The following is a 23,723-nucleotide window of genomic DNA, read 5'->3' as shown; positions in this document are numbered from 1 at the left end:
CCGCTGGATAAGTGAAATTGTTGTTTTACGATAACGGAGTTTGCCATGTACGCCATACGCTCCGCGCTGCTTGCGCTCTCGCTTGGCCTCGCCTTGCCGGCTCAGGCTACCCCCTCAACTCCCACGGGAGCGATCTCCGTCGCCCAGGTCGTCGACCTGATCCAGCGCTCGCCAAACGATAATGCCGCCCGAAACGCAGCGATGGCCTATCTCGCGGGCGTCGGGGAGGCCACCGGCCTGCTGGTGGCCGAGGCCGGGCGGCGTTCCTCAGCCAGCATCACCTGTGCGAGGCCACTTGGTATTTCCAGCACAGCGGCTCTCGCCGCGCTTTCTCGCACGGACAAGGGGACGTGGGACAAAACGGCGGCTACCCCCATTCTCGTCGAGGATATGCTAAGCCGTGCGGGCTGCCTCTAGAGCACGTTTTGGCCTGACTGAATCGGTTTGGGATTTCAAAATCGGCTTGGAGCTGATTCAGAAGGGTCGCCAGGCTGGAGGCCGCAGGGGCATGTCGAAAGAATGCACACGACGAGACCCAACTACTTGAAGTTACAAAATAATGCCAAATAATCAATCGTTTGCATTTTCCGTTGCCCCTATGATGGACTGGACCGACCGGCATTGCCGGGCGTTCCACCGCATGCTCACCGCCCGCGCGCTGCTGTACACCGAGATGGTCACGGCCAATGCCGTCATCTTCGGAGATCGGGAGCGCCTGCTGGGCTTTTCGCAGGCTGAGCAGCCGGTCGCCGTGCAACTCGGCGGATCCGAGCCGGAGGCGCTCGCCAAGGCGGCCCGCATCTGCGCGGACTGGGGATATGGCGAGATCAACCTCAATGTCGGCTGCCCCTCCGATCGCGTGCAGGGGGGCAATTTCGGCGCCTGTCTCATGCGCGATCCGGCATTGGTCGCGCACTGCGTCGCGGCCATGAAGGCGGAGGTGAGGCTGCCCGTCACGGTCAAATGCCGGCTCGGCGTCGACGAGCAAGATATCGAGACCGCGCTCGACGCGCTGGTTGACGCGGTGCTCGCGGTCGGTGCCGATGCCCTCGTCGTCCATGCCCGCAAGGCATGGCTCGAAGGGCTCTCGCCGAAGGAAAACCGGGAAATTCCACCGCTCGATTACCACCGGGTCTATCGCCTGAAGGCGCGTTTGCCGCATGTGCCGATCGCCATCAATGGCGGCGTGCGGAGCCTCCATGAGGTCGAGAGGCATCTGGAAAACGTCGATTCGGTGATGGTTGGGCGTGCCGCTTACCAGACACCGGAGCTGCTGCTGGAGGTCGATCCCCGCCTGCACGGCGTGCCCGCGCCCCATCCGGACGCATTCGCGGCGGTCGAGGCTTTCGAGCCGTATGTGGCGGCACACCTCGCTGCCGGAGGTCGTTTGCACGATCTTACCCGTCATATGCTCGGGCTCTTCACCGGCCTTCCCGGCGCCCGCGCTTTCCGGCGTCGGCTGGCAACGGAGGGCGTCGCGACGGGGGCGGGCCTCGAGATTCTGAGGAACGCCGTCGCCGAGGTGCGCCGTCCGGCACGCGAACCGATGGTCGCCTGAGCTTTCCGGGTGACGACCCGAGGATTACCGGGAGGCAGTCGCGTGGCGCTCTTCAATTGCGCCCCAAACAGCTCTAGTAAGGCGTCGCGATGATTGCGCTCATTCCCGTGGATCAACTCGTCTGGCTTGCTGCGGCCCTGGTCGGAGCAGGCGTTGCGACCGGCATTCTCGCCGGACTGTTCGGGGTCGGTGGCGGGGCGGTGATCGTCCCGGTGCTGTACGAGGTGTTCGGCGCCTTCGGCGTGGCCGACACCGAGCGCATGCATCTCGCCGTCGGCACCTCACTCGCGATCATCGTGCCGACCGCGTTGCGCTCGTTCATGGCCCACCGCGCCCGCAGCGCGATCCGTACCGACGCGCTGCGTCTGTGGGCGGTTCCGGTCGTGGTGGGGGTGATCGCCGGCGGCGCGTTGGCCGCCATATCGCCGGACCGGGTGCTGAAGATCGCCTTTGTCGTCTTCGCGGCGTTGATGTCGAGCCGGCTGCTATTCGCGCGGGAGCACTGGAATCTGGGCGAGACGCTGCCGGGTCGCGCGGCGATGAACGCCTACGGCTTCGGCATCGGGTTGGCCTCGCCGTTGATCGGCATCTCCGGCGGCGGCATCGCGACGGTTATCCTGACCCTCTACCGGGTGCCGATCCATCAGGCGATCGCGACCTCGGTAGGGCTCGGCGTGCTCATCGCCATCCCCGGGACCATTGGGTACATCCTTGGCGGCCTGCCGCATCTGGCGGCTCTTCCGCCGCTGTCGCTCGGCTATGTCTCGCTGCCGAGCGCGGTTCTCGTGGGCACCATCTCCACCCTGATCGCGCCGCTGGGTGCGCGGCTGGCCCACGCGTTCTCGAAGCGGCAGCTTGAGGTGCTGTTCGGCCTGTTCCTGCTGTCGGTGGGCGCTCGCTTCGCCCTGGCGCTGTGGGCGTGAGCGATTAATCGGGGATCGGCTTGGCGCGCATCACCAGTTTCTCGCCGCGGATTTCGAAGCTTTCCAGCCGCGACAGGAAGGTCATGCCGAGCAGGCTCTGCCGCAACGTACCGGGGCTGGCGACGAGGGCGGGAACGCGCCGCTCCTGAATGCCGGCGATGGCGATGCGGTCGAGAATGACGGAGGCCGCACGTCCGCGCCCGTTCGCCGTGTCGATGGCGATGTCGTACTTCAGGAAATCGACCGGCAAGCCTGCGGCCCGCGCCGCTTCCGGGGTCAGCACCACGCTCGACGCGCCCGTATCCACCAGCATCGGGATGCGCGTGTCGTTGACCTCGACGCGGATGTTGAAGTCACCATCGCTTGCCCGGGCCACCTCGACCGCCGGCCCGGTGCCGTGGGCGAGCGGCACCGCGTAGCCGGGCGCGAGTTCGGCGAGCACGCGATAGGCCACCGCGTGAAGTTCGAACCGGTAAGTGTAGCCGACGCCGATGACGGCGAAGATGACCGCCCAGAGCGCCAGAGCTCGCAAGGCCTCGCCGATCCGACCGCTGAAGGCGGCGAACCCGCCCGCGGCGATCACGAGAGCGAGAGCCCCATACTTGACCAGATGCGCGAAGTCATCGAGCGCGATGCCGGCGACCTCGCCATGCTCGGTCCTGAGCACGAGAATGCCCAGGCCCGCCGCAAGGCCGACGATCACGATCCACAGGATGCGATCGGGATTCATGAGGTCGGCTTGTCCGCGAGCGCGGCGAGGCGCGGGTGCAGCCGCGCCATGATCGACTGACGGGTGGGTTCGTCGAGTGCGCGCCACGCGCCGATCTCCTCGATGGTGCGTCCGCAGCCGAGGCAGAGGCGCCCGGAAGCGTCGAGCGTGCAGACGCGGATGCAGGGTGTGGATGCGGGCGCGGTCATGTCCGTCGGCTTGTGGGCGAGTCAGCCTGTCAGGGAGTGCGGAGCGAAAATAAGGAGCGCGAGCAGGAAGGCAATCTCCACGGCCAGCGTCGCGGCGCCGGCGACATCGCCGGTCTGGCCACCGAACTGGTTCAGCGCAAGGCGTTGCACGGCGAACGCCGCCATCATGCCTGCGCCGGCTGCGACAGCAAGCGCCAGCGGACCGAATGTGGGGCCGATGAGTGTGGCCGCGATGAACAGGCAAAAGAGGCCGGGCAGCCGTAGCTGCTGCATCGCCGGCCGGCCCACGGTCAGGCCCAGACCATCGGAGCGCGCGGGCGGCAGCGCGCACAGAATCCAGAGGCCTCCCAGGCGGGCCGCCCCCGACGCTGCGATCAGCGCTGCGGCCGCGTGCCAGGCCCCGGCGCCGGCGAGGCCCTGCAGGCCACCAATCCGCAGTGCGGTAGCGAGGATCAGCGCCATTACGCCGAACGTGCCGACCCGGCTGTCCTTCATGATCTCGAGCCGTCGCGCCGGCGTCGCCCCGCCCAGGGCGTCGGCGGTGTCGGCGAGGCCGTCCTCGTGGAACGCGCCGGTCACGAAGGCGAGGGTGCCGATCGCGAGGGTGGCGGCGACGAAGGCGCTCAGCCCAGCCGAAAGCGCCAGCAGAAGAGAAGCGGCGCCGATCGCGCCTATGGCGGCGCCCGCGAGAGGCAGAGCGGGCGCGAGCCGGGCGATGTCCGGTGGCGCCTCGGGTTCTGTTTCGAAGCGCATCACCGGCAGGGGAATGCGGGTGAGGAAGCGAAGCGCAGCCGGCAACTCGCGAATGGGCGGGGGCAGGAGCATGGCGTCGACCGCGTTCCGGCGTATGGGGACAGGGAAAGGGGAACCAGGCTGCGGCCGAGCCGCGGAACGCCATGCTTGCGCCGCGCCGCGGCAGGGTCTACCCCGCCCGCGTCCGTTCCGCGAGAGGCAGAGAGCTTCCATCATGCTGCGCACCGAATCCGGCTTACCATTCGACGACATCCGCCGCCTCGTCTTGCAGATGCCGGAGCCGGATGCACGCGCGCGGCAGGCCGCCGCCGAGCGGCAGGGACAGCTTGTCAAGCCGCCCGGTGCGCTCGGGCGATTGGAGCAGATCGCGATCGACATCGCCGGATGGCAGGGAAATCCCATTCCGCGCGTCGACCGGCCGAGCGTCGCCGTCTTTGCGGCCACCCATGGTGTCGCGGCTCGGGGCGTCTCGCCTTATCCCTCCGAGGTGACCAAGCAGATGGTCGCCACTTTCACCGACGGAAAAGCGGCGGTGAACCAGATCTGCGCGGCATTCGGCGCGGGCCTGCGCGTCTTCGATCTCGCGCTCGACCTGCCGACGCCCGACATCGTGGAAGAGGACGCGCTCAGCGAGGCCGAGTGCGCGGCCACGATGGCCTTCGGCATGGAGGCACTGGCCGGCGAGCCGGACCTCCTTTGCCTCGGCGAAATGGGCATCGGCAATACCACCGTCGCGGCGGCGATCTTTCACGCCCTCTACGGCGGCGCGGCGACCGACTGGGTTGGCCCCGGCACCGGCGCCACGGGCGAGGTGCTGGAGCGCAAGGTCGCGGCGGTCGCGGCGGCGGTGAAGCGCTGCGCGGGCCATATCGGCGATCCCCTGGAAGTGCTGCGCCGCCTCGGCGGCCGCGAGGTGGCGGCGATGGCGGGAGCGATCCTCGCCGCGCGTCTCCAGCGCGTGCCGGTGGTGCTCGACGGCTATGTGGTGACGGCCGCGGCGGCGGTGCTGCACGCGCTCGATCCCCGCGCTCTGGATCACTGCTTCGCCGGGCATCGCTCGGCCGAGCCGGCGCACGGGCACGTGCTGGAGCGGCTTGGCCTCTCCCCCATTCTCGAACTCGGCATGAGGCTGGGGGAGGGCTCGGGAGCGGCGCTGGCGATCGGCGTCATCAAGGCGGCGCTGGCCTGCCATGCCGGTATGGCCACCTTTGCCGAAGCCGGCGTGGCCGAGGGCTGATCTCACCATCCGCGGCGGGTCAGGAAGGCGCGTCGGCGCGGGCGCGAGGGATCGCCGTCGGTGTCGGTCTCGGCCGGCGGCGCGTCAGGCGCCAGAGGCGCGGTGTCGGAGACCGGCGGCAGCGCGGCCATCACCCGCTCGCCCGGAAAGGTCACGATCACCTCGGTACCCTCGCGCAGGCGCGACTTCAGGTGAAACGTTCCCCCGTGCAGCTCAACCAGACCCTTGACGATCGGGAGCCCCAGCCCGGCGCCCTGCTCGGCGATCTTGATGGCGTTGGTCCCCTGGCCGAAGGATGACATGACGACGGGAATCTCGTGCTCGGGAATGCCCGAACCGGTGTCCCGCACGGACAGATATTGCCCGCCGGAATAGGTCCAGCCGACCTTCAGCCAGATCTCGCCACCCTGGGGCGTGAACTTGATCGCATTGGACAGGAGGTTGAGGCAGATCTGCCGAAGCGCGCGCTCGTCCGCCCACAGGCGCGGCAGGTTCGGCTCGTAGAGTTCGTGGATGGTGATCGAGCGCGTCTTCGCTCGGATCTTCAGGAGGTGCCGGCAGTCCTCGACCACATGGGCGAGCGAGACCGCTTCCTCGTTGAGTTCGTAACGGCCGGCCTCGATCCGCGAGAGGTCGAGGATCTCGTTGATCAGGTTGAGCAGATGCTGGCCGGAGGCATGGATGTCACCGGCATATTCGCGATAGGTGGGGTTGGCATGGGCACCGAGGATCTCGCTCTTCATGACCTCGGAAAAGCCCAGTATCGCATTCAGCGGGGTGCGCAGTTCGTGGCTCATCTGGGCGAGGAAGCGCGACTTGGCGAGGCTGGCGGCCTCGGCCCGCAGGGCAGCATCGTCCGATTTCGCCTTGGCCTGTTCCAGTTCGCCGATGAGGGCGTCGGTTTCGCCGCGCGCTTCGAGGGTGGTCAGTGCGATCGCATTCAGGCGGCGGGCCATGATCAGGAAGAAGGCGGAGGCCTCGCAGACCAGCACGGCCAGCGCCAGGTCCACCGCCGCCCCGCGCCACAGATAATAGCCGCAGATGGCGAACACCACCGGCAGCGCCCCCGCATAAACGGCAAAAGGGATGCAGGACGAAAGGGTTGCGACGCCCGCGATGACCACCAGCGCGGTGGTGAGCGCGAACTCCCGCGCGCCGGTCCCACCATAATAGAGCACCGACAGGATGATCCCCGCCCAGGCGAGGGACTGCACGCCGTCGAGCGCGATGAAACCGAGATGATAACGCCGCAGCACCAGCGGATCGACCGGTTCGGCGCGAAAGCGCCTGCACACCCAGGCACTTACCCCGTGCAGCAGGGCCATCGCCAGCGTCCACAGCCCGGCCGTCAGCGGCGGCAGCCAGAGTGCGGTCGCAGCACCGGTCAGTGCGATCAGTGCGATGACAGCAGGTGTCGCGCCGAGCCGGTTGTCGACATAGACGCGGACCAGCTCATGGTCATAGGCCGGACGGGTGCCGGACGTGGAGGTGAGACGGTCGCGCGCCTCCCGCACGCTGCGCGAGACATGGCTGCGCCGCTCGGTCGCGGCGCCATCCGCCTCCCGCGCCCGTACACCTCGAACGGCTTCCGCCGTCGTGCCCATCTGCCCCCGCCGATCAACCTGGACGCCCCACCGGAAGCATCAAGCGCGAATGCTTAACGGCTTCTCTAGAAGAATGGTTAACGCGAGGACGGGCCGAAACCGAAATGCGTGTGAGATCATAAGTGTGGCGCCGTAGCACCTATGTGTCGCTGGCCCTTGCCGGCCTGATGATCGGCGCCGCGCTGATGCTCGAACGGCTCCTGCCGGCGCTGACGGGGGAGGTGCGCGTCGCCGACGGCGACAGCCTGGAACTGGGCGGCGAGCGCATCCGCCTCGAGGGCATCGACGCCCCCGAACTGGCGCAGGAGTGCGGCCCGCCGGAGCGGCGCTGGCCCTGCGGCCGCGAGGCGCGCGCCGCCCTTGCCGCCCTCGTGAAGGGCGCGCCCGTCACCTGCCGCCCGCTCGACACCGACCGCTACGGGCGCGCGGTCGCCGTCTGCCGGGCGGGGGAGGTCGACATCGCCGAGCGCCTGGTCGAGCAGGGCTTCGCCATCGCCACCAGCTTTTCCTATGCCGGCGCGGAACGGGGGGCCCGCGCGGCGAAGCGCGGCATCTGGTCCGGGCCGTTCGAGATCCCGGCCGACTGGCGGGCCCGCGCCGGCGACAAGGGGCGCTAGCGTCACTATTTGGTGACTGGTCATCATATAACCCCGGCGCTAGCCTCCCCACGGGAGCGCGTCGTCCGGCTGTCCCGGCGTCGTCGCGCCGGGCAGGCGGAAGACTGCACCCTCATCCCTTGAAGGAGAGGGCGACGATGAAATTCACACTCAATGGAACCGAGCGTACGGTCGAGGTCGACCCGGACATGCCGCTCTTGTGGGCGCTGCGTGACGTGGTCGGGCTCACCGGCACCAAATTCGGCTGCGGTGCGGCCCTTTGCGGCGCCTGCACGGTGCATGTCGACGGGCAGGCGGTCCGCTCCTGCCAGACCGCCATGTCCGATGTCGACGGCAAGTCGGTGGTCACCATCGAAGGCGTGTCCGGCGAGGTCGGCACCGCGGTGGTGAACGCCTGGCGCAAGCTGGACGTGGTCCAGTGCGGTTATTGCCAGTCCGGCCAGATCATGTCGGCGGTGGCGCTGCTGGAGGAGAACCGCAAGCCCACCGATGCCGACATCGACAGCGCCATGGACGGCAATGTCTGCCGCTGCGCCACCTACCAGCGCATCCGTGCCGCCATCCATGAAGCCTCCAGCCATCTCGGGTGAGCGCCATGCACGTCATCAAGCCTGATCAATACCGCCAGATGCTGGCGCGCCTCGTGCCGGCGGCCCCGCCCTCCCGGCGCGGCTTCCTGAAGGGACTGGCCGCCGGCGGCGGCGCCCTCGTCATCGGCCTGCACCTCGAAGCCGGCAAGGCCTTCGCGAACACCCCGGCCGCGGCTCCCCCCGCCGCGCCGGAGCCCAATGCCTTCATCCGGATCGCGCCCGACAGCACGGTGACCGTGCTGGTCAAGCATCTCGACATGGGCCAGGGCGTCACCACCGGCCTCGCCACCATCGTCGCCGAGGAACTCGACGCCGACTGGAGCCAGATGCGCGCCGCCTTCGCGCCGGCCGATGCCAAGCTCTACAACAACCTCGCCTTCGGCCCGATCCAGGGCACGGGTGGCTCGACCTCCACCGCCAACAGCTGGGATCAGCTGCGCCGCGCCGGCGCCGCCGCGCGGCAGATGCTGGTCGCGGCCGCCGCCGCCAAATGGGGCGTGCCGGCCGCCGGCATCACCATCGAGAAGGGCGTGCTGAAGAGCGGCAGCCACAGCGGCTCCTTCGGCGAGTTCGCCGAGGCGGCAGCGAAGCTGCCCGTGCCTGCCGAGGTGAAGCTGAAGGACCCGAAGGACTTCAAGCTGATCGGGACGCGGCTGCCGCGCCTCGATTCGGGCGCGAAGACCAATGGTACCGCGGTCTATGCGCTCGACGTCCGCCGCCCCGGCATGCTCACCGCCGTGGTGCGCCGTCCCGACCGGTTCGGCGCCACGGTGAAGAGCTTCGACGCGACCGCGGCGAAGAAGGTGCCGGGCGTCACCGACGTGGTGGCGGTGCCGAGCGGCATCGCCGTGCTGGCGGTGAACACCTGGGCCGCCCTGCAGGGCCGCGAGGCGCTCGCCGACATCGTGTGGGACGAGAGCGGCGCGGAAATGCGCGGCACGCCCGAGCTGCTGGACGAATATCGTCGGCTCGCCGCGACGCCGGGCAAGCCGGCGGCGCGCCGGGGCGATGCCGGCAAGGGGCTGGCCGGCGCGGCCAAGACCATCGAGGCGGAGTTTGCCTTCCCCTATCTCGCCCATGCGCCGATGGAGCCGCTGAACTGCGTCATCGAGAAGACGGCCGAGGGGGTGACCATCACCACCGGCTCGCAGTTCCAGACCATCGAGCAGGGCGTGACCGCCGGCATTCTCGGCCTCAAGCCCGAGCAGGTGAAGATCCAGACGGTGTGGGCCGGCGGCTCGTTCGGCCGGCGCGCCAACATCCCGGCCGACTACGTCGCCGAGGCCGCCACCATCCTCAAGGCGATCGACGGGCGCGCCCCGGTGCACCTGGTCTGGACCCGCGAGGACGACATCAAGGGCGGCTTCTACCGCCCGATGTTCCTGCACACGGTCCGCGCCGGCGTCACCGCCGACGGCCGGATCGCCGGCTGGGAACAGAAGATCGTCGGCCAGTCCTTCATTCTCGGCACGCCCTTCGAGGCGTTTATCGTGAAGGAGGGTGTGGACGGCACCTCGGTCGAGGGGGCGTCCGACACCAATTACGACATCGGCAATTTCGCCGTGGACCTGCACTCGACCTCGGTCAAGGTGCCGACGCTGTGGTGGCGCTCGGTCGGCCACACCCACACCGCCCATGTGGTGGAGGTGATGGTGGATGAGCTCGCCCATGCGGCGGGGCGTGATCCCGTGGAGTTCCGGCTGGAGCTGCTCAAGGACAAGCCGCGCCACACCGCCGTGCTCAAGCTCCTTGCCGAGAAGGCGAATTGGGGTCCCAAGGCGGGCGCGGGCAAGGGGCGCGGCATCGCCCTGCACGAGAGCTTCAACACCGTGGTCGGCAGCGTGATCGACGTGTCGGTGGTCGACGGCAAGATCAAGGTGGACAAGGTCGTCTGCGCGGTGGATTGCGGCATCGCCGTCAACCCGGACGTGGTGGTGGCGCAGATCGAGGGCGGCGTCGGCTTCGGCCTCGGCGCGGCGCTGCACGACGAGATCACGCTCGACAAGGGCGTGGTCGAACAGGGGAACTTCGACACCTATGTGCCGCTGCGCATGTCGGAGATGCCGAAGGTGGAGGTGCACATCCTGCCCTCCGCCAACGCCCCGACCGGCATCGGCGAGCCGGGCGTGCCGGGTGTCGCCCCCGCGCTCTCGAACGCCATCTTCGACGCTACCGGCAAGCGGCTGCGCACGCTGCCCTTCAAGCTCGACGAGTTCCGCGCGACGTGATCGCGCGTCCGCGCGACCTGATCGCGCGGACTGACACCGGGCGTCGCGGCCGTGACAAGCGCGGCCGCGACGCCCATCTATCGCGGGATGCCCCCGCCCGACGATTCCCTCGACACGCTGCTCGCCGCCATCCGCGGCTGCCGGGTCTGTATCGATACGCCGCTGCGGGCGCCGCTGCCGCACGCGCCGCGCCCGGTGATCCGCGTCTCGCCGAGCGCGCGGCTGCTGATCGCCAGCCAGGCGCCGGGGACGAAGGTGCACCTCTCCGGCCTGCCGTTCACCGACGCCTCCGGCGACCGGCTGCGCGACTGGATGGGGGTGACCCCCGAGATCTTCTACGACGTCTCCCGCATCGCCATCGCGCCGATGGGCTTCTGCTTCCCCGGGCAGGATGCCAGGGGCGCCGACCTGCCGCCGCGTCCCGAATGCGCCGCGACCTGGCACGACCGGCTGTTCGCGGCGCTGCCGGACTTCGAGCTGGTGCTGGTGATCGGCGCGCCGGCGCAGAACTACCACCTGCGGCGGCTGGGGCTGGAGCGCTTCACCCGGCTCAGCCTGACCGAGCGGGTGGTGCGCTGGCGCGAGATATGGGAGGCGCGGCGTTCCCCCCGCCTGCTGCCGCTGCCACACCCCTCCTGGCGCAACACGGGCTGGCTGAAGCGCAACCCGTGGTTCGCCGAGGAACTGCTGCCGGTGCTGCGCGCCGAGGTGGCGCAAGTCCTCGCGCGCTAGGCATCCTCAGCGCGACAGCAGCAGGTGCCGGTTGAGCCGGCGCTCCAGCCGGTCCCACACCCGCCGCACGATCTCGACCATGGCGAGGTAGAGCACCGCCGCCCACAGATAGACTTCCATGTCGTAGGAGCGCGAGAAGGCGAGGCGCGTGACGCCCATCAGGTCGTAGACGGTGATGACCGAGGCGATGGAGGAGGCCTTGATCATCAGGATCAGCTCGTTGCCGAGCGGGCGCAGCCCCACCGCCACCGCCTGCGGCAGGATCACCTTGAGATAGGTCTGCACCCGCGTCAGCCCGAGCGCCGCCGCGCCCTCGCGCTGGCCCGCCGGCAGGCTCTCGATGCCGCCGCGCAGGATCTCCGCCTGGTAGGCGGCGGTGTTCAGCGTGAAGGTCAGCACCGCGCAGTAGAAGGCGTCGCGGAAGAACCACCACAGCCCGAGCGCGGTGAGTTCCTCGCGGAACTGGCCGGCGCCGTAATAGACGAGGAAGGTCTGGGCCAGCAGCGGCGTGCCGCGGAAGAAATAGGAATAGGCGAAGGCCGCGCGGGCGACGATCTTGCCGCCCTCGACCCGGGCGATCGCCAGCGGCAGCGCCAGCAGCGCCCCGAAGAACATCGACAGCCCGACCAGCTGGAGGGTGACCCACAGCCCCTGCAGGAACCGCAGCCCGTAGCGGTCCATCAGGTCGGCGTTCAGCCCGATCATCCCCATCAGCGCGAGGAAGCCGCTGCCGATCATCTGCGCGAACGTGTCCATCACGCCTTCCCCGCCATGCGCTTGAGGCCGCGATTGGCGCGCGCCTCCGCGCGGGTGAACACCGCGCTCGAGAGGATGGAGAAGGCGAGGTAGATCAGGCAGGCCACGAGGTAGAAGAAGAAGGGCTGCTTGGTCACCCCGACCGCGATCGCGGTCTGGCGCATCAGGTCGTTGATGGCGATGACCGAGACCAGCGAGGTATCTTTCAGCAGCACCAGCCAGTTGTTCGACAGGCCGGGCAGGGCGACGCGCCAGAGCTGGGGAAACACCACCAGCCGGAAGGCGCGCCAGCGCGGCAGGCCGAGCGCCGCCGCCGCCTCCTTCTGGCCGCGCGGCACCGCGCGCAGCGCGGCGTAGAACACTTCGCTGGAGAAGGCGCCCAGCACCAGCCCCAGCGCCATGACGCCGGCCGCGAACTGGTTCACCTCGATGGTCGCGCCCGGCACGAAGAAGGCGGCGATGCGGGTGAACAGCATCTGGCCGCCGTAATACACGATGAACAGCGTGAGCAGTTCCGGCAGGCCGCGGAAGACGGTGGTGTAGATATTGCCGATGCCCCGCGCGATGACAGAGGACGAATCCTTGGCGAGCGCGACGGCGAGGCCGATCGCGAGTCCGAAGGGAACCGTCGCCAGCGCCAGCTCGATGGTCAGCAGCGCGCCCCGCGCGATCTCGTCTCCCCAGCCGTCCGGTCCGAAAGAGAGCAGGGGGAGGAGGTCGAGCATGGGAGAAGGGGGACTCCGTGGCGGGGAAAGGCCGGCTCCGGCCGGAACTCTGCTACGAAAGCGGCGCGCGCGCCATCGCCCGGCAGCCGGATCGCACGGTCATCCCCGGCCACGGTATTCCCGGCCGCGGCCGCAGGCGAGGAGCCGGGATCGATCCGGAGAAACCCGCCCGACGGTCCCGGAGACGGCCCGACGGCCGTTCCGGGATGACGCGCCGGCCCGCCGGCCGCGCCGGAGCGGGCACGCGGCTCAGTAGACGCTGAAGGGGAAGTACTTCTCGTTGATCTTCTTGTAGGTGCCGTCGGCGAGGATCTCGTCGATCGCCTTGTTGAACATCGCCACCAGCTCCGGGTCGTCCTTGCGGATGCCGACGCCCACGCCCTCGCCGAAATACTTCGGATCGGTGTATTCGGCGCCGGTGAACTTGCAGCAGCCGCCGTCCTTCGAGTTCAGCCACTCGAGCAGCACCACCTTGTCGGCCAGCACGGCATCGAGTCGGCCATTGGCGAGGTCGAGATTGGCCTCGTCCTGCTTGCCGTAGAGCTTCACGTCGGCGCCGGCCTTGGCGTACACGTCCTCGAGATAGTTGGAGTGGATGGTGGAGCCCTGGGCGCCCAGCACCTTGCCCTTCAGCGCGGCCGGCGAGGTGTCGGTGATCTTGGAGTCCTTCGGCACCGCGAAGGTCGCCGGGGTCTTGTAGTACTTCTTCGAGAAGGCGATCTGCTGCTTGCGCTCGTCGGTGATCGACATGGAGGCCGCGATGGCGTCGTACTTGCCGGCCAGCAGCGCCGGGATGATGCCGTCCCAATCCTGCGCCTGGAAGGTGCATTCGACCTTCATCTTCTCGCACAGGGCCTTGGCGACATCGATGTCGAAGCCCTTGATCTCGTTGTTCTCGATGTAGTTGAAGGGCGGGTAGGCGCCTTCGGTGCCGATCCGGACCGTCTTCCACTCCTTGGCGCTGGCGCCGGAGGCGGCGACGGCGACAAGGATTGCGGCGGCCGCGATGCGGGTGGCGAGGCTCATGCTGTTCCCCTCTGGAAATTGATCTCTGGTGCCGGCGCTCTTGCTCGTTGTTTCCGGCGCCGCGATGGTGGCACTAAATTCCGTGGGGATGCAACTGCGTGCTGCATTCTTCGGCAGGAGCGCGATTGTCCATGTCTTGTGCAGCCGCTCGCCTCCATCGGTCCGGGCTATGGGGCGACGGTCGCAGGGCGGTTGACGATGCGCCCTCGCTGGTGTCTCACCTGAGCGCGAAATGCGAGGGAGCACAACGATGGCGGTGACGGCCGACGAGATCAAGGCACGGCTTGCGCAGGTGACGGCGCCGGACGGGCGGCCGGTGACGGCGAGCGGCACGCTGTCGGACATCATCGTTTCCGAGGGCAAGGTCTATCTCTCGATCACCGTCGACGCGGCCGCCGCCCCCGCCTGGGAGCCGGTGCGGGCCGCCGTCGAGCGCACCATCCGCGCGACGCCGGGCGTGGTCTCGGCGCTGGTCGCCCTCACCGCCGAGCGCCGGGCCGGCAGCGCCCCCGGCGCCCAGCCGGTGCGCGTCTCGGGGCAGGGGGCAGCCGCAGGCCACGTGCACGCCGGCCATGCCCATGCCGGCCATTCGCATGCGGGCCACAGCCACGGCACTCCGGCGCCGGCCCCGAGCGCCCTGAAGGAAACCCCCGGCCTGCCGGGCGTCGGCGCCATCATCGCGGTGGCCTCCGGCAAGGGCGGCGTCGGCAAGTCGACGCTCGCCGCCAATCTGGCGCTGGGCCTGCAGGCGCTGGGCCTCAAGGTCGGCCTGCTCGACGCCGACATCTACGGCCCCTCGGTGCCGCGGCTGATGGGCCTCAAGGGCCGGCCGGAAGCGCAGGGCCGCATGCTCCAGCCGCTTCAGGCCTATGGGCTCAAGGTCATGTCGATCGGCTTCCTCGTCGAGGAGGAGACGGCGATGATCTGGCGCGGGCCGATGGTGATGTCGGCGATCAGCCAGCTGCTGAAGGAGGTGAACTGGGCGCCGCTCGACGTCCTGGTCGTCGACATGCCGCCCGGCACCGGCGACGCGCAGCTCACCATGGCGCAGCAGGTGCCGCTGGCTGGCGCGGTGATCGTCTCGACCCCGCAGGACCTCGCGCTGATCGACGCCCGGCGCGGCATCGCCATGTTCCAGAAGGTGAACGTGCCGGTGCTCGGGCTGGTCGAGAACATGAGCTATTTCCTGTGCCCGCAATGCGGCACGCGCTCGGACATCTTCGGCCATGGCGGTGCCCGGCACGAGGCGCAGCGGCTCGGCGTGCCCTTCCTCGGCGAGGTGCCGCTGCACATGTCGATCCGCGAGACCTCGGATGCGGGGCGCCCGGTGGTGGCGACCGCGCCGGCGAGCGTCGAGGCCGGCATCTACCGCACCATCGCGGCCGGCGTGCGCGAGGCGCTGGCGGGGCGCCATGCGAGCGCCCGCCCGGCGCCGCGCATCATCGTCGAGGGGTGAGGCGGGGAGGGGCGAAAAAGCCGGTGCCATCTCCGCCAAAAGGCGAAAGCGATCGCTGGTTGCCTTGCGGAAACCCTTGTCGTACCTCTTTCTTTCTTGCAGGCCCAAAATAATAAGGCACCGGCGCCGTACCGAGCCCCGACGTTCCCGCCGGTGAGGAAACCCCAGAAGGAGACACTCCCCATGAAGCGCCGTCAGTTCCTCGCTGCTGCCGGTACCGGCGCGGCGGCCTCCGCGGCCGTTGCCATGCCGGCGATCGCCCAGTCCGCGCCCGAGATCAAGTGGCGCCTCGCCTCCAGCTTCCCGAAGTCCCTCGACACCATCTATGGCGGCGCCGAGGTGATGTCGAAGATGGTTTCCGAGCTCACCGACGGCAAGTTCCAGATCCAGGTCTTCGCGGCGGGCGAAATCGTCCCCGGCCTGCAGGTGCTCGACGCGGTGACCAACAACACCGTCGAGATGTGCCACACGGTGTCCTATTACTTCGTCGGCAAGGATCCCACCTTCGCCATCGCCGCCTCGGTGCCGTTCGGCCTCAACGCCCGCATGCAGAACGCCTGGCTGTACCAGAACGGCGGCAACGAGCTCTTCAATGAGTTCTACAAGAAGTTCAACGTCTACGGCCTGCCCTGCGGCAACACCGGCGCCCAGATGGGCGGCTGGTTCACCAAGGAGATCAAGACCGTCGCCGACATGAACGGCCTCAAGATGCGCATCGGCGGCATCGCCGGCCAGGTCATGGCCAAGCTCGGCGTCGTGCCGCAGCAGATCGCCGGCGGCGACATCTACCCGGCGCTGGAGAAGGGCACCATCGACGGCGCCGAGTGGGTCGGCCCGTATGACGACGAGAAGCTCGGCTTCTACAAGGTCGCGAAGTTCTACTACTACCCCGGCTGGTGGGAAGGCGGGCCGACCATCCACGCCTTCACCAACCTCGCCAAGTGGAACGAGCTGCCGAAGAACTACCAGGCGGCGCTGACGGCGGCGACGACCTATGCCAACACCATCATGCTCGGCCGCTACGACGTGCAGAACCCGCCGGCGATCAAGCGCCTGGTGGCGAACGGCACGCAGCTGCGCCCCTATCCGAACGAGGTGATGGAAGCCTGCCTCAAGGCCACCAACGAACTCTGGGGCGAGATTTCCGCCAAGAACGCCGACTTCAAGAAGGCGATCGACACCATGCAGGCCTTCCGCAACGACGAATATCTGTGGTGGCAGGTCGCCGAATACACCTTCGACACCTTCCAGATCCGCAACCGCGCCCGCGGCTGAGGCGCCTTGCACCCGGGCGGGCCGCTTGACGCGGGCCCGCTTCGGGGCCAATGCATCCCGCTCAATCCCATGGCCGGGCTCCCTCCCGGCCATGGTCGTACCGAACCCGTGGCCGCCGCATGGCCATGAGCGCAGGCCAGACGCCTTGTCGCGCCGCGCCTGACGCCGGAGACATCCCATGAAGCGCCGCCAGTTCCTGCGCAGCACCGGTGCGGGCCTCGCGGGCGCCGCGCTCGTCGCCGCCCCCGCTGTCGCCCAGTCCGCGCCCACGATCAAATGGCGCCTCACCGCCAGCGTGCCGAAGACGCTGGACGCCATCTTCGGCGCCAATGAACTGGTGGCGAAATATGTGAGCGAGGCCACCGACGGGCGCTTCCAGATCCAGCCCTTCGCCGCCGGCGAGATCGTGCCGGGCCTGCAGGCGCTGGATGCGGTGCAGAACGGCACCGTCGAGCTCGCCCAGACCCCACTCTACTACTATCTCGGCAAGGATCCCGGCTTCGCCTGCTTCACCGCCATGCCCTTCGGCCTCAACGCCCGCATGCAGAACGCCTGGTTCTACCATGGTGGCGGGCGCGAGCTGCAGGACGAGTTCCTCGCCAAATACGGCGTCGTCGGCTTCCTCGGCGGCAATACCGGCACTCAGATGGGCGGCTGGTTCCGCAAGGAGATCAAGGATCTCTCCGACTTCAAGGGCCTGAAGTTCCGCATCGGCGGCATTGCCGGGCAGGTGGTCGCCAAGCTCGGCGTGGTGCCGCAGCAGATCGCGCCGGGCGACATCTACGCCGCGCTGGAGAAGGGCACCATCGACGCTTGCGAATGGGTCGGGCCCTATGACGACGAGAAGCTCGGCTTCGTCCGCGTCGCGCCCTACTATTACTATCCCGGCTGGTGGGATGGCGGCCCGACCATGCATATCGTCGTCAACAAGGCGAAGTGGGAGGGGCTGCCGCGTTCCTATCAGGCGATCTTCGAGGCGGCGGCGGCCTATGCCAATTCCGACATGCTCGCCAAGTACGACGCCCGCAACCCGGCGGCGCTGCGTCGGCTGGTGGCCGCGGGCGCGCAGCTCAAGGCCTTTCCGCAGAGCTTCCTCGATGCTTCCTACGCGGCGACGAACGAGCTCTATGCCGAGATCGGCGCCAAGAATGCCGGCTTCAAGAAGATCGTCGACGCGCAGACCGCGTTCCGCAACGACGAATATCTGTGGTGGCAGGTCGGCGAGTACCCGTACGACAGCTACATGATCCGCGCCCGCACGCGCGGATAGGAACGATCGTCATCCCGGCCGGCGGCGAAAGCCGGCGAACCGGGATCGCATGCGCGTCCCCGCCCGCCTTTCGACGGTCCCGGATCGGCTCCGGCCGTCCGGAGGCGGCGGGGAGGCGGCAGCCAGGAAGCGCCCCATGACGTCATCGTCCGTGCCCCCCTCCCGCCGCCGGCTGCTGACGGGCGCCGGGCTCGCCGCCACTGCTACCACGCTGGCGGCGCCGGCGATCGCGCAGAGCGCGCCGAAGCTGCGCTGGCGCCTGACCTCCAGCTATCCCAAGACGCTGGACACCATCTACGGCGCCAGCGAACTGCTCGCCAAATACGTGCGCGAGGCCACCGACGGCCAGTTCGTCATCGACCTCTTCGCGCCGGGCGAGATCGTGCCGGGCCTGCAGGCCTTCGACGCCGTGCAGAACGGCACGGTCGAGGCGGCGCAGACCGCGCTCTACTATTACATCGGCAAGAACCCGGCCTATGCGCCGTTCACGACGCTGCCCTTCGGCCTGAATGCCCGCCAGCAGACCGCGTGGCTCTACCATGGCGGCGGCCTGGAGCTTCAGAACGCGCTTCTGGCCAAGGGCGGGATGATCGGCTTTGCCGGCGGCAACACCGGCGCGCAGATGGGCGGCTGGTTCCGCAAGGAGATCAAGGAAACCCGCGACCTCCGGGGGCTCAAGATGCGCATCCCGGGTCTCGCCGGGCAGGCGCTCGCCCGGCTCGGCCTGGTGCCGCAGAACCTCGCCGGCGGCGATATCTATCCGGCGCTGGAGAAGGGCGTGATCGACGCCGCCGAATTCGTCGGGCCGGTCGACGACGAGAAGCTCGGCTTCGTGCGCGTCGCGCCCTATTACTATTATCCCGGCTGGTGGGAGGGCGGCCCGACCATCCACTTCCTCGCCAATCTCAAGGCGTGGAACGCGCTGCCCAAGGCCTACCAGGCCGTCTTCACCGCCGCCTGCGCCTATGCCAATGAGGACATGCTGGCGAAATACGACGCCCGCAATCCGGCGGCGCTGCGCCGGCTGGTGGCGGCGGGCGCGCAGCTCCGGGCCTTTCCGCCGGAGGTGATGGACGCTTCCTACAAGGTCTCGACCGAGCTGCTCGGCGAGATCGCCGGCAAGAATGCCGAGTTCAAGACCATCTACGACGCGCTGCTCGCCTTCCGCGGCGAGGAATATCTGTGGTGGCAGGTCGGCGAATACCCCTATGACGGCTACATGATCCGCGCCCGCACGCGCGGCTGACGCCGCCCTCGCTCACGCCCCGCACCATGCACAAACGCCGGCCCGAGGGGGCCGGCGTTCTCGTTTCACGGGCAAGCGTCGGTGTCCTCAGAACTTGGGCGGGCCGAGGTCCGGCATGTCCATGCCGGGAATGTCGATCTGGATCGAATTCGGATCCACGGTCGACGCTGCGCCCTTGTAGTGCATGACCATGGACGGGAACAGGATCACCAGCGCGATCATGATGCACTGGATCACCACGAAGGGTATCGCGCCCTTGTAGATCTGCCCGGTGGTCACCGGGTCCATGGTCTTCTTGGTGATCTTGTCGACATAGGGCGACTTCGGCGCCACGGATCGCAGGAAGAACAGCGAGAATCCGAAGGGCGGGTGCATGAAGCTGGTCTGCATGTTCACGGCGAGGATGACGCCGAACCAGATCAGATCGATGCCGAGCCGCTCCGCCGCCGGTCCGAGCAGCGGCACGACGATGAAGGCGAGCTCGAAGAAGTCGAGGAAGAAGGCCAGCAGGAAGACGAGGATGTTGACGACGATGAGGAAGCCGGTCTGGCCGCCGGGCAGGCCGACCAGCAGTTCCTCGACCCATTTGTGGCCGTCGACGCCGTAGAAGGTGAGCGAGAAGACGCGGGCGCCGAGCAGGATGAACAGCACGAAGGAGGAGAGCTTGGCGGTCGATTCGACCGCCTGGCGCAGCAGGTCGACGGTCAGGCGCTTCTTCATCAGCGCGAGCACGATCGCCCCGACCGCGCCCATCGCGCCGCCCTCGGTGGGCGTCGCGACGCCGATGAAGATGGTGCCGAGCACGAGGAAGATCAGCGCCAGCGGCGGCACCATCACGAACACCGCCTGCTCGGCCAGCCGCGACAGCAGCTTCAGGCGCAGCAGCCGGTTGAGCACGGCGATGACGAAGGAGGTGACCACGCCCACGGACATGGCCAGGATGACGAAGTCGGCACCCGCCTTCAGGCCGCTCTCGCGCATCACGAAATAGCCGACCAGCCCGGACAGGACGACGACGACGCCGAGCGAGGGAAGGCCCGAACTCCCGTCCGGCTCACGCAGGACGCGCGCCTCGAGCGGCAGGCCGGGCGCGGCCTTGGGGAAGATCATCGAGACGAGGAAGACATAGAAGGCGTAGAGGCCGGACAGCACGAGGCCGGGGATGAAGGCGCCCTCGTACATGTCGCCGACCGAGCGGCCGAGCTGGTCGGCCATGACGATCAGCACCAGCGAGGGCGGGATGATCTGCGCCAGCGTGCCGGAGGCGGCGATGACGCCGGTGGCGAGGCGTCGGTCATAGCCGTAGCGCAGCATGATCGGCAGCGAGATGAGGCCCATCGAGATGACCGAGGCCGCCACCACGCCGGTCGTCGCCGCCAGCAGCGCGCCGACGAAGATCACCGCATAGGCGAGGCCGCCGCGCACCGGCCCGAATACCTGCCCGATCGTGTCGAGCAAGTCCTCGGCCATGCCCGATCGCTCCAGCACCAGCCCCATGAAGGTGAAGAACGGAATGGCGAGCAGCACGTCGTTGTTCATCGTGCCGTAGACGCGCTCGGGCAGCGCCTGCAGGAAGTTCGGCTGGAACTGGCCGAGCTCGATGCCGATCAGGCCGAACATCAGCCCGTTCGCCGCCAGTGCGAAGGCGACCGGATAGCCGAGCAGCAGGAACACCACCAGCGCGGCGAACATGATCGGCGCCATGTTGTGGGTAAACCAGCCGCGGAAGGTGCCGTCGGCCGCGTAGGCGAGATCCGGCCGGGTCAGCAGCATCAGGCTGACGAGGCAGGCGAGGAGGCCGATGGCACGCAGGAGCGAGTGCGGCTTGGAGGACATGTGCATGGGTCCGTCGGTTACGCAGCGAGGCGATGGCGGATCAGGTCTTCGGCAGGCCGGTATCGGCGAGCAGCCGCTCGACCTCCGCCTCGGCCGCGGCATGGTGCCCGCCCGCTCCGGCGTTGGGGTCCTCGATGCGGCCCGTGAAGATCGCCACGCGCTTGATGAGCTCGGACAGACCCTGCAGCAGGAGGAAGAAGAAGCCGAGCGGCACGAGGAACTTGGCCGGCCATTGCGGCAGGCCGCCGGCGTTCATCGACTGCTCGTTCTGGAAATAGGAGGTGAGGAAGAAGGGCCAGGAGGTGACCAGCATCACGATCACGAACGGCAGCAGGAAGAAGATGTGCCCGAAGATGTCGATCCCGTCACGGACCTTCTTCGGCAGCAGGCTGTTGATGATGTCGATGCGGATATGCTCGTTGGACAGCAGCGTCCAGGGCGAACACATCAGGAACACGAGGGCGAACAGGTACCACTGCGCCTCGAGCCACGAGTTCGAACTCATGTCGAACAGCTTGCGCACGATGGCGTTGCCCGCGGAGATCAGGACCGCGAGCAGGATCGCCCAGGCGATCCAGCGGCCGATTCGCGTGTTCACCGCGTCGACGCCCCGGCTGAAACCCAACAGCAGATTCACGCGTGTCCTCCCCCGGCCGGCCCATCGTTCTTGTCGTTATGCTTCCATCGGTTTGTTTGATGGAAGCAAGCAAGATAGACGATGGTCGGGGGGGGTCAAACCTTGCTTTTCGCCAGCGCGGGAAGGTTGTGGACAGCGGAATCGCGCGAGCCCGCGGGCCGGTGCGCCCATTCCTGGTGCAGCGAATAGAGGCCGGCACCGATGACCAGCGCCACGCCGACGAGCGACAGCCCGTCCAGCATCTGGCCGAACAGCGCGAGGCCCAGAACCACCGCGAACAGCACGTTGGAATAGCGGAACGGCGAGACCACGTCGGGCGCCGTGCCGCGGAAGGCGGCGATCGCCGACATGTGGCCGATCACCAGCGCGAGGCCCGAGAGCCCCAGCAGCAGCATGGTCGTGCCTTCCAGCGCGCGCCATTCCTGGGCGCCGGCCAGCGCGAAGCCGGCCAGCGCGCTCACGCCCGCCGTCACCAGCGTCACCACCAGCGTCGGCACACGGACGGGAATGCTCCCGGTGACGAAATCGCGGATGGCGACCAGCAGCGCACAGCCGAGCATCACCAGCGCGACGGGCTGGAAGCTGCCGGCGCCCGGCTTGATGACCAGCAGCACGCCGGCGAAACCCGCGGCCACCGCCAGCCAGCGCTGCCAGCCCACCCGCGTGCCGAACACCGTCACGGCGATGGCGGTGGTGAACATCGGCGCCGCCTGCTGGATGGCCGAGGCGTCGGCCAGCGTGATGTAGGCGAGGGCGGAGACGTACAGCAGCGCGCTGACCGTCTCGATGCCGGCCCGTCCCATGACATTGCGCTGCAGGGCGAAGCGGATGCCGCCGATCTCGCCGCGCAGGGCGATCAGGGCGAGCAGCAGGCCGCCCGCCACGACGCCGCGCAGCGCCAGCAGTTCGGACAGCGGCATGTGGGGCAGGAGGAACTTCGAGCAGGCGTCGTTGACGGCGAAACAGCCACTGGCGGCGACCATCATGACGATGCCGCGCAGGTTGGCACTGGAACTGGGCATGGAACGGCACGCACTGGAACGGACAGGAGGTCCTTCTACGCCAGACCGTTAGAACCCAAATGTGTCTATTTCGTTGATCGGCTATGCGCCGTCAGCATTTCTCGCCCGCGCAGGCCGGTTCGCCGGCGCCGATATCGGCCGCCACCGCCGGTCGCCGGTCGAGCGCGGCGGACGCCGCGCAGACCGCCAGCGCCGCGAGCGCCAGCGCGGCGCCGACCCAGGGCAGGTCGTCATAATGCAGGCCGGCGGTGAGCGCCGCGCCGCCGATCCAGGCACCCGCGGCGTTGCCGAGGTTGAACGCGCCCTGGTTGAGGGTCGAGGCGAGGTTCGGGGCGCCGATGGCGCTGTCCACCACCCGCATCTGGATCGGCGCCACCACCGCGAACACCAGGATGCCCCAGACGAAGATCGTGGCGATGGCCAGCGCCTCGAACGGCAGGGCGAAGACGAAGCCGACCAGCACCAGCGCCAGCCCGACGAAGATGCCCATCAGCGAGGGCATCAGCTTCCAGTCGGCGAGGCGACCGCCGAGGATGTTGCCGATGGTGATGCCCACCCCGAACAGCAGCAGCACGACGGTGACGGTGCGCGGCTCGAGGCCGGTGACCTCGCGCAGCAGCGGGGCGATGTAGGTGAACACGGTGAACAGGCTCGCCGAGGCGAGCACGCTCATCGCCATCGCCAGCAGCACCTGCGGCCGCTTGAGCACGCCGAATTCGCGCAGGATTCGGCTGTGCGTGTGCGGGATGTTGGACGGCACCCAGAGCGCGATGGCGGCCACCGCCACGATGCCGATCGCCACCACGGCCCAGAAGGTCGCGCGCCAGCCGAACATCTGGCCGAAGCCGGTGCCGAGCGGCACGCCCAGCACATTGGCGATGGTCAGCCCGGCGAACATCATGGCGATGGCGCTGGCCCGCTGGTTCGGCGGCACCAGATTGGAGGCGACGACCGCGCCGATGCCGAAGAAGGCGCCGTGGCAGAAGGCGGTGACCACCCGCGCCGCCATCAGCGACCAGTAGTCCGGCGCGATGGCGCAGAGGAAATTGCCCAGCACGAACATGCTGGAGAGCCCGATCAGCGTCGCCTTGCGCGGCAGGCTGTTGGTGATCACCGCGACGATCGGCGCGCCGATGACGACGCCCATCGCATAGCCGGTGATGAGCAGGCCGGCCGCCGGGATCGAGACGTGGAGATCGGCCGCGACCTCCGGCAGAAGGCCCATGATGACGAATTCGGTCGTCCCGATGCCGAAGGACGCCATCGCGAGCGCCAGGAGCGGAAGCTGCATGGGGGACGTACCTCAGGCTTTGA

The 23,723-nt window shown here is 68.4% G+C and carries 23 protein-coding genes; 12 read left to right on the top strand and 11 right to left on the bottom strand.

Features of this window, described 5'->3' with window-relative positions:
- The first annotated feature begins 45 nt into the window (after window positions 1–45).
- The 3 genes from ACEUEL_RS11205 to ACEUEL_RS11195 all read left to right on the top strand — a co-directional run bounded on the left by ACEUEL_RS11205 (window position 46) and on the right by ACEUEL_RS11195 (window position 2,481).
- Window positions 46–417 carry a hypothetical protein gene (locus tag ACEUEL_RS11205; RefSeq protein ID WP_405704871.1) on the top strand — a complete coding sequence of 124 codons (372 nt, stop codon included), beginning with the start codon at window positions 46–48 and terminating at the stop codon, window positions 415–417.
- A 142-nt stretch (window positions 418–559) separates the two neighbouring features.
- On the top strand, window positions 560–1,558 hold the full coding sequence (gene dusA / locus ACEUEL_RS11200) for a tRNA dihydrouridine(20/20a) synthase DusA (RefSeq protein WP_405704869.1): 999 nt from the start codon (window positions 560–562) through the stop codon (window positions 1,556–1,558).
- An 89-nt stretch (window positions 1,559–1,647) separates the two neighbouring features.
- Window positions 1,648–2,481: a sulfite exporter TauE/SafE family protein gene (locus ACEUEL_RS11195; protein ID WP_405704866.1), complete on the top strand. Its 834-nt coding sequence runs from the start codon at window positions 1,648–1,650 to the stop codon at window positions 2,479–2,481.
- Between the two features lie 4 nt (window positions 2,482–2,485).
- On the opposite strand, the gene ACEUEL_RS11190 is transcribed toward ACEUEL_RS11195, so the two are convergent.
- Genes ACEUEL_RS11190 through cobS form a run of 3 tightly spaced genes read right to left on the bottom strand, consistent with a single transcriptional unit; the run spans window position 2,486 to window position 4,224 of the window.
- Entirely contained in the window at window positions 2,486–3,211 is a 726-nt protein-coding gene (locus ACEUEL_RS11190; RefSeq protein ID WP_405704863.1) for a TIGR02281 family clan AA aspartic protease, read from the bottom strand.
- On the bottom strand, window positions 3,208–3,399 hold the full coding sequence (locus tag ACEUEL_RS11185) for a DUF1289 domain-containing protein (RefSeq protein ID WP_405704861.1): 192 nt from the start codon (window positions 3,397–3,399) through the stop codon (window positions 3,208–3,210). Before ACEUEL_RS11185 ends, ACEUEL_RS11190 begins: the two co-directional genes overlap by 4 nt.
- A 21-nt stretch (window positions 3,400–3,420) precedes the next feature.
- The gene (gene cobS / locus ACEUEL_RS11180) at window positions 3,421–4,224 is read right to left on the bottom strand and encodes an adenosylcobinamide-GDP ribazoletransferase (protein WP_405704858.1); all 804 of its coding nucleotides are present in this window, start codon (window positions 4,222–4,224) and stop codon (window positions 3,421–3,423) included.
- 142 nt (window positions 4,225–4,366) lie between these two features.
- Between cobS and cobT the strand changes: the two genes are divergently transcribed.
- A complete protein-coding gene (gene cobT, locus ACEUEL_RS11175; protein ID WP_405704855.1) occupies window positions 4,367–5,389 on the top strand; it encodes a nicotinate-nucleotide--dimethylbenzimidazole phosphoribosyltransferase in 1,023 nt (340 codons plus the stop codon).
- A gap of 2 nt (window positions 5,390–5,391) precedes the next feature.
- Here cobT and ACEUEL_RS11170 read toward each other — a convergent pair whose 3' ends face one another.
- Window positions 5,392–6,993, bottom strand: a complete 1,602-nt coding sequence (locus ACEUEL_RS11170) for a sensor histidine kinase (protein WP_405704853.1) — start codon at window positions 6,991–6,993, stop codon at window positions 5,392–5,394.
- Window positions 6,994–7,115: 122 nt separating this feature from the next.
- Between ACEUEL_RS11170 and ACEUEL_RS11165 the strand changes: the two genes are divergently transcribed.
- The 4 genes from ACEUEL_RS11165 (at window position 7,116) to ACEUEL_RS11150 (ending at window position 11,160) form a co-directional block, all read left to right on the top strand.
- Complete coding sequence (locus ACEUEL_RS11165) at window positions 7,116–7,610, top strand: thermonuclease family protein (RefSeq protein ID WP_405704850.1); 495 nt, start codon at window positions 7,116–7,118, stop codon at window positions 7,608–7,610.
- Between the two features lie 137 nt (window positions 7,611–7,747).
- Entirely contained in the window at window positions 7,748–8,200 is a 453-nt protein-coding gene (locus ACEUEL_RS11160; protein ID WP_405704847.1) for a (2Fe-2S)-binding protein, read from the top strand.
- Between the two features lie 5 nt (window positions 8,201–8,205).
- Window positions 8,206–10,428, top strand: coding sequence for a xanthine dehydrogenase family protein molybdopterin-binding subunit (locus ACEUEL_RS11155; protein ID WP_405704845.1), 2,223 nt, complete (start codon window positions 8,206–8,208; stop codon window positions 10,426–10,428).
- An 87-nt stretch (window positions 10,429–10,515) separates the two neighbouring features.
- Entirely contained in the window at window positions 10,516–11,160 is a 645-nt protein-coding gene (locus ACEUEL_RS11150; RefSeq protein WP_405706720.1) for a uracil-DNA glycosylase family protein, read from the top strand.
- Between the two features lie 6 nt (window positions 11,161–11,166).
- On the opposite strand, the gene ACEUEL_RS11145 is transcribed toward ACEUEL_RS11150, so the two are convergent.
- From ACEUEL_RS11145 to ACEUEL_RS11135, 3 genes are all read right to left on the bottom strand, one after another.
- Complete coding sequence (locus ACEUEL_RS11145) at window positions 11,167–11,916, bottom strand: ABC transporter permease (protein ID WP_405704843.1); 750 nt, start codon at window positions 11,914–11,916, stop codon at window positions 11,167–11,169.
- On the bottom strand, window positions 11,916–12,641 hold the full coding sequence (locus ACEUEL_RS11140; protein WP_405704840.1) for an ABC transporter permease: 726 nt from the start codon (window positions 12,639–12,641) through the stop codon (window positions 11,916–11,918). The genes ACEUEL_RS11145 and ACEUEL_RS11140 overlap by 1 nt, the downstream gene beginning before the upstream one ends.
- A 249-nt stretch (window positions 12,642–12,890) precedes the next feature.
- On the bottom strand, window positions 12,891–13,667 hold the full coding sequence (locus ACEUEL_RS11135; RefSeq protein WP_405704838.1) for an ABC transporter substrate-binding protein: 777 nt from the start codon (window positions 13,665–13,667) through the stop codon (window positions 12,891–12,893).
- 250 nt (window positions 13,668–13,917) lie between these two features.
- Between ACEUEL_RS11135 and ACEUEL_RS11130 the strand changes: the two genes are divergently transcribed.
- The 4 genes from ACEUEL_RS11130 to ACEUEL_RS11115 all read left to right on the top strand — a co-directional run bounded on the left by ACEUEL_RS11130 (window position 13,918) and on the right by ACEUEL_RS11115 (window position 18,914).
- Window positions 13,918–15,123, top strand: a complete 1,206-nt coding sequence (locus ACEUEL_RS11130) for an Mrp/NBP35 family ATP-binding protein (protein ID WP_405704835.1) — start codon at window positions 13,918–13,920, stop codon at window positions 15,121–15,123.
- A 183-nt stretch (window positions 15,124–15,306) separates the two neighbouring features.
- Window positions 15,307–16,398 (top strand): TRAP transporter substrate-binding protein, encoded by a 1,092-nt coding sequence (locus ACEUEL_RS11125; RefSeq protein WP_405704833.1) that lies wholly within the window; start codon window positions 15,307–15,309, stop codon window positions 16,396–16,398.
- Window positions 16,399–16,576: 178 nt separating this feature from the next.
- Window positions 16,577–17,668 carry a TRAP transporter substrate-binding protein gene (locus ACEUEL_RS11120; RefSeq protein ID WP_405704831.1) on the top strand — a complete coding sequence of 364 codons (1,092 nt, stop codon included), beginning with the start codon at window positions 16,577–16,579 and terminating at the stop codon, window positions 17,666–17,668.
- A gap of 136 nt (window positions 17,669–17,804) precedes the next feature.
- The gene (locus ACEUEL_RS11115; protein ID WP_405704828.1) at window positions 17,805–18,914 is read left to right on the top strand and encodes a TRAP transporter substrate-binding protein; all 1,110 of its coding nucleotides are present in this window, start codon (window positions 17,805–17,807) and stop codon (window positions 18,912–18,914) included.
- An 87-nt stretch (window positions 18,915–19,001) separates the two neighbouring features.
- On the opposite strand, the gene ACEUEL_RS11110 is transcribed toward ACEUEL_RS11115, so the two are convergent.
- From ACEUEL_RS11110 to ACEUEL_RS11095, 4 genes are all read right to left on the bottom strand, one after another.
- On the bottom strand, window positions 19,002–20,618 hold the full coding sequence (locus tag ACEUEL_RS11110) for a TRAP transporter large permease (protein ID WP_405706718.1): 1,617 nt from the start codon (window positions 20,616–20,618) through the stop codon (window positions 19,002–19,004).
- A 172-nt stretch (window positions 20,619–20,790) separates the two neighbouring features.
- Window positions 20,791–21,387 (bottom strand): TRAP transporter small permease subunit, encoded by a 597-nt coding sequence (locus ACEUEL_RS11105; protein ID WP_405704825.1) that lies wholly within the window; start codon window positions 21,385–21,387, stop codon window positions 20,791–20,793.
- Window positions 21,388–21,482: 95 nt separating this feature from the next.
- A complete protein-coding gene (locus tag ACEUEL_RS11100) occupies window positions 21,483–22,409 on the bottom strand; it encodes a DMT family transporter (RefSeq protein WP_405704822.1) in 927 nt (308 codons plus the stop codon).
- Between the two features lie 91 nt (window positions 22,410–22,500).
- Window positions 22,501–23,700, bottom strand: a complete 1,200-nt coding sequence (locus tag ACEUEL_RS11095) for an MFS transporter (protein WP_405704819.1) — start codon at window positions 23,698–23,700, stop codon at window positions 22,501–22,503.
- Window positions 23,701–23,723: the final 23 nt, after the last annotated feature.

Source organism: Ancylobacter terrae (assembly GCF_045108345.1).
Classification (GTDB): domain Bacteria; phylum Pseudomonadota; class Alphaproteobacteria; order Rhizobiales; family Xanthobacteraceae; genus Ancylobacter.
This window is presented reverse-complemented; position numbering and strand designations above follow the sequence as displayed.

Coding starts and splice junctions, on each gene's coding strand:
- dusA (WP_405704869.1), top strand. CDS start 560: ATGCCAAATAATCAATCGTTTGCATTTTCCGTTGCCCCTATGATGGAC.
- ACEUEL_RS11170 (WP_405704853.1), bottom strand. CDS start 6,993: ATGGGCACGACGGCGGAAGCCGTTCGAGGTGTACGGGCGCGGGAGGCG.
- cobT (WP_405704855.1), top strand. CDS start 4,367: ATGCTGCGCACCGAATCCGGCTTACCATTCGACGACATCCGCCGCCTC.
- ACEUEL_RS11205 (WP_405704871.1), top strand. CDS start 46: ATGTACGCCATACGCTCCGCGCTGCTTGCGCTCTCGCTTGGCCTCGCC.
- ACEUEL_RS11095 (WP_405704819.1), bottom strand. CDS start 23,700: ATGCAGCTTCCGCTCCTGGCGCTCGCGATGGCGTCCTTCGGCATCGGG.
- ACEUEL_RS11150 (WP_405706720.1), top strand. CDS start 10,516: ATGCCCCCGCCCGACGATTCCCTCGACACGCTGCTCGCCGCCATCCGC.
- ACEUEL_RS11115 (WP_405704828.1), top strand. CDS start 17,805: ATGACGTCATCGTCCGTGCCCCCCTCCCGCCGCCGGCTGCTGACGGGC.
- ACEUEL_RS11145 (WP_405704843.1), bottom strand. CDS start 11,916: ATGGACACGTTCGCGCAGATGATCGGCAGCGGCTTCCTCGCGCTGATG.
- ACEUEL_RS11120 (WP_405704831.1), top strand. CDS start 16,577: ATGAAGCGCCGCCAGTTCCTGCGCAGCACCGGTGCGGGCCTCGCGGGC.
- ACEUEL_RS11100 (WP_405704822.1), bottom strand. CDS start 22,409: ATGCCCAGTTCCAGTGCCAACCTGCGCGGCATCGTCATGATGGTCGCC.
- ACEUEL_RS11190 (WP_405704863.1), bottom strand. CDS start 3,211: ATGAATCCCGATCGCATCCTGTGGATCGTGATCGTCGGCCTTGCGGCG.
- ACEUEL_RS11185 (WP_405704861.1), bottom strand. CDS start 3,399: ATGACCGCGCCCGCATCCACACCCTGCATCCGCGTCTGCACGCTCGAC.
- ACEUEL_RS11125 (WP_405704833.1), top strand. CDS start 15,307: ATGAAGCGCCGTCAGTTCCTCGCTGCTGCCGGTACCGGCGCGGCGGCC.
- ACEUEL_RS11135 (WP_405704838.1), bottom strand. CDS start 13,667: ATGAGCCTCGCCACCCGCATCGCGGCCGCCGCAATCCTTGTCGCCGTC.
- ACEUEL_RS11110 (WP_405706718.1), bottom strand. CDS start 20,618: ATGGCGCCGATCATGTTCGCCGCGCTGGTGGTGTTCCTGCTGCTCGGC.
- cobS (WP_405704858.1), bottom strand. CDS start 4,224: ATGCTCCTGCCCCCGCCCATTCGCGAGTTGCCGGCTGCGCTTCGCTTC.
- ACEUEL_RS11155 (WP_405704845.1), top strand. CDS start 8,206: ATGCACGTCATCAAGCCTGATCAATACCGCCAGATGCTGGCGCGCCTC.
- ACEUEL_RS11140 (WP_405704840.1), bottom strand. CDS start 12,641: ATGCTCGACCTCCTCCCCCTGCTCTCTTTCGGACCGGACGGCTGGGGA.
- ACEUEL_RS11195 (WP_405704866.1), top strand. CDS start 1,648: ATGATTGCGCTCATTCCCGTGGATCAACTCGTCTGGCTTGCTGCGGCC.
- ACEUEL_RS11130 (WP_405704835.1), top strand. CDS start 13,918: ATGGCGGTGACGGCCGACGAGATCAAGGCACGGCTTGCGCAGGTGACG.
- ACEUEL_RS11160 (WP_405704847.1), top strand. CDS start 7,748: ATGAAATTCACACTCAATGGAACCGAGCGTACGGTCGAGGTCGACCCG.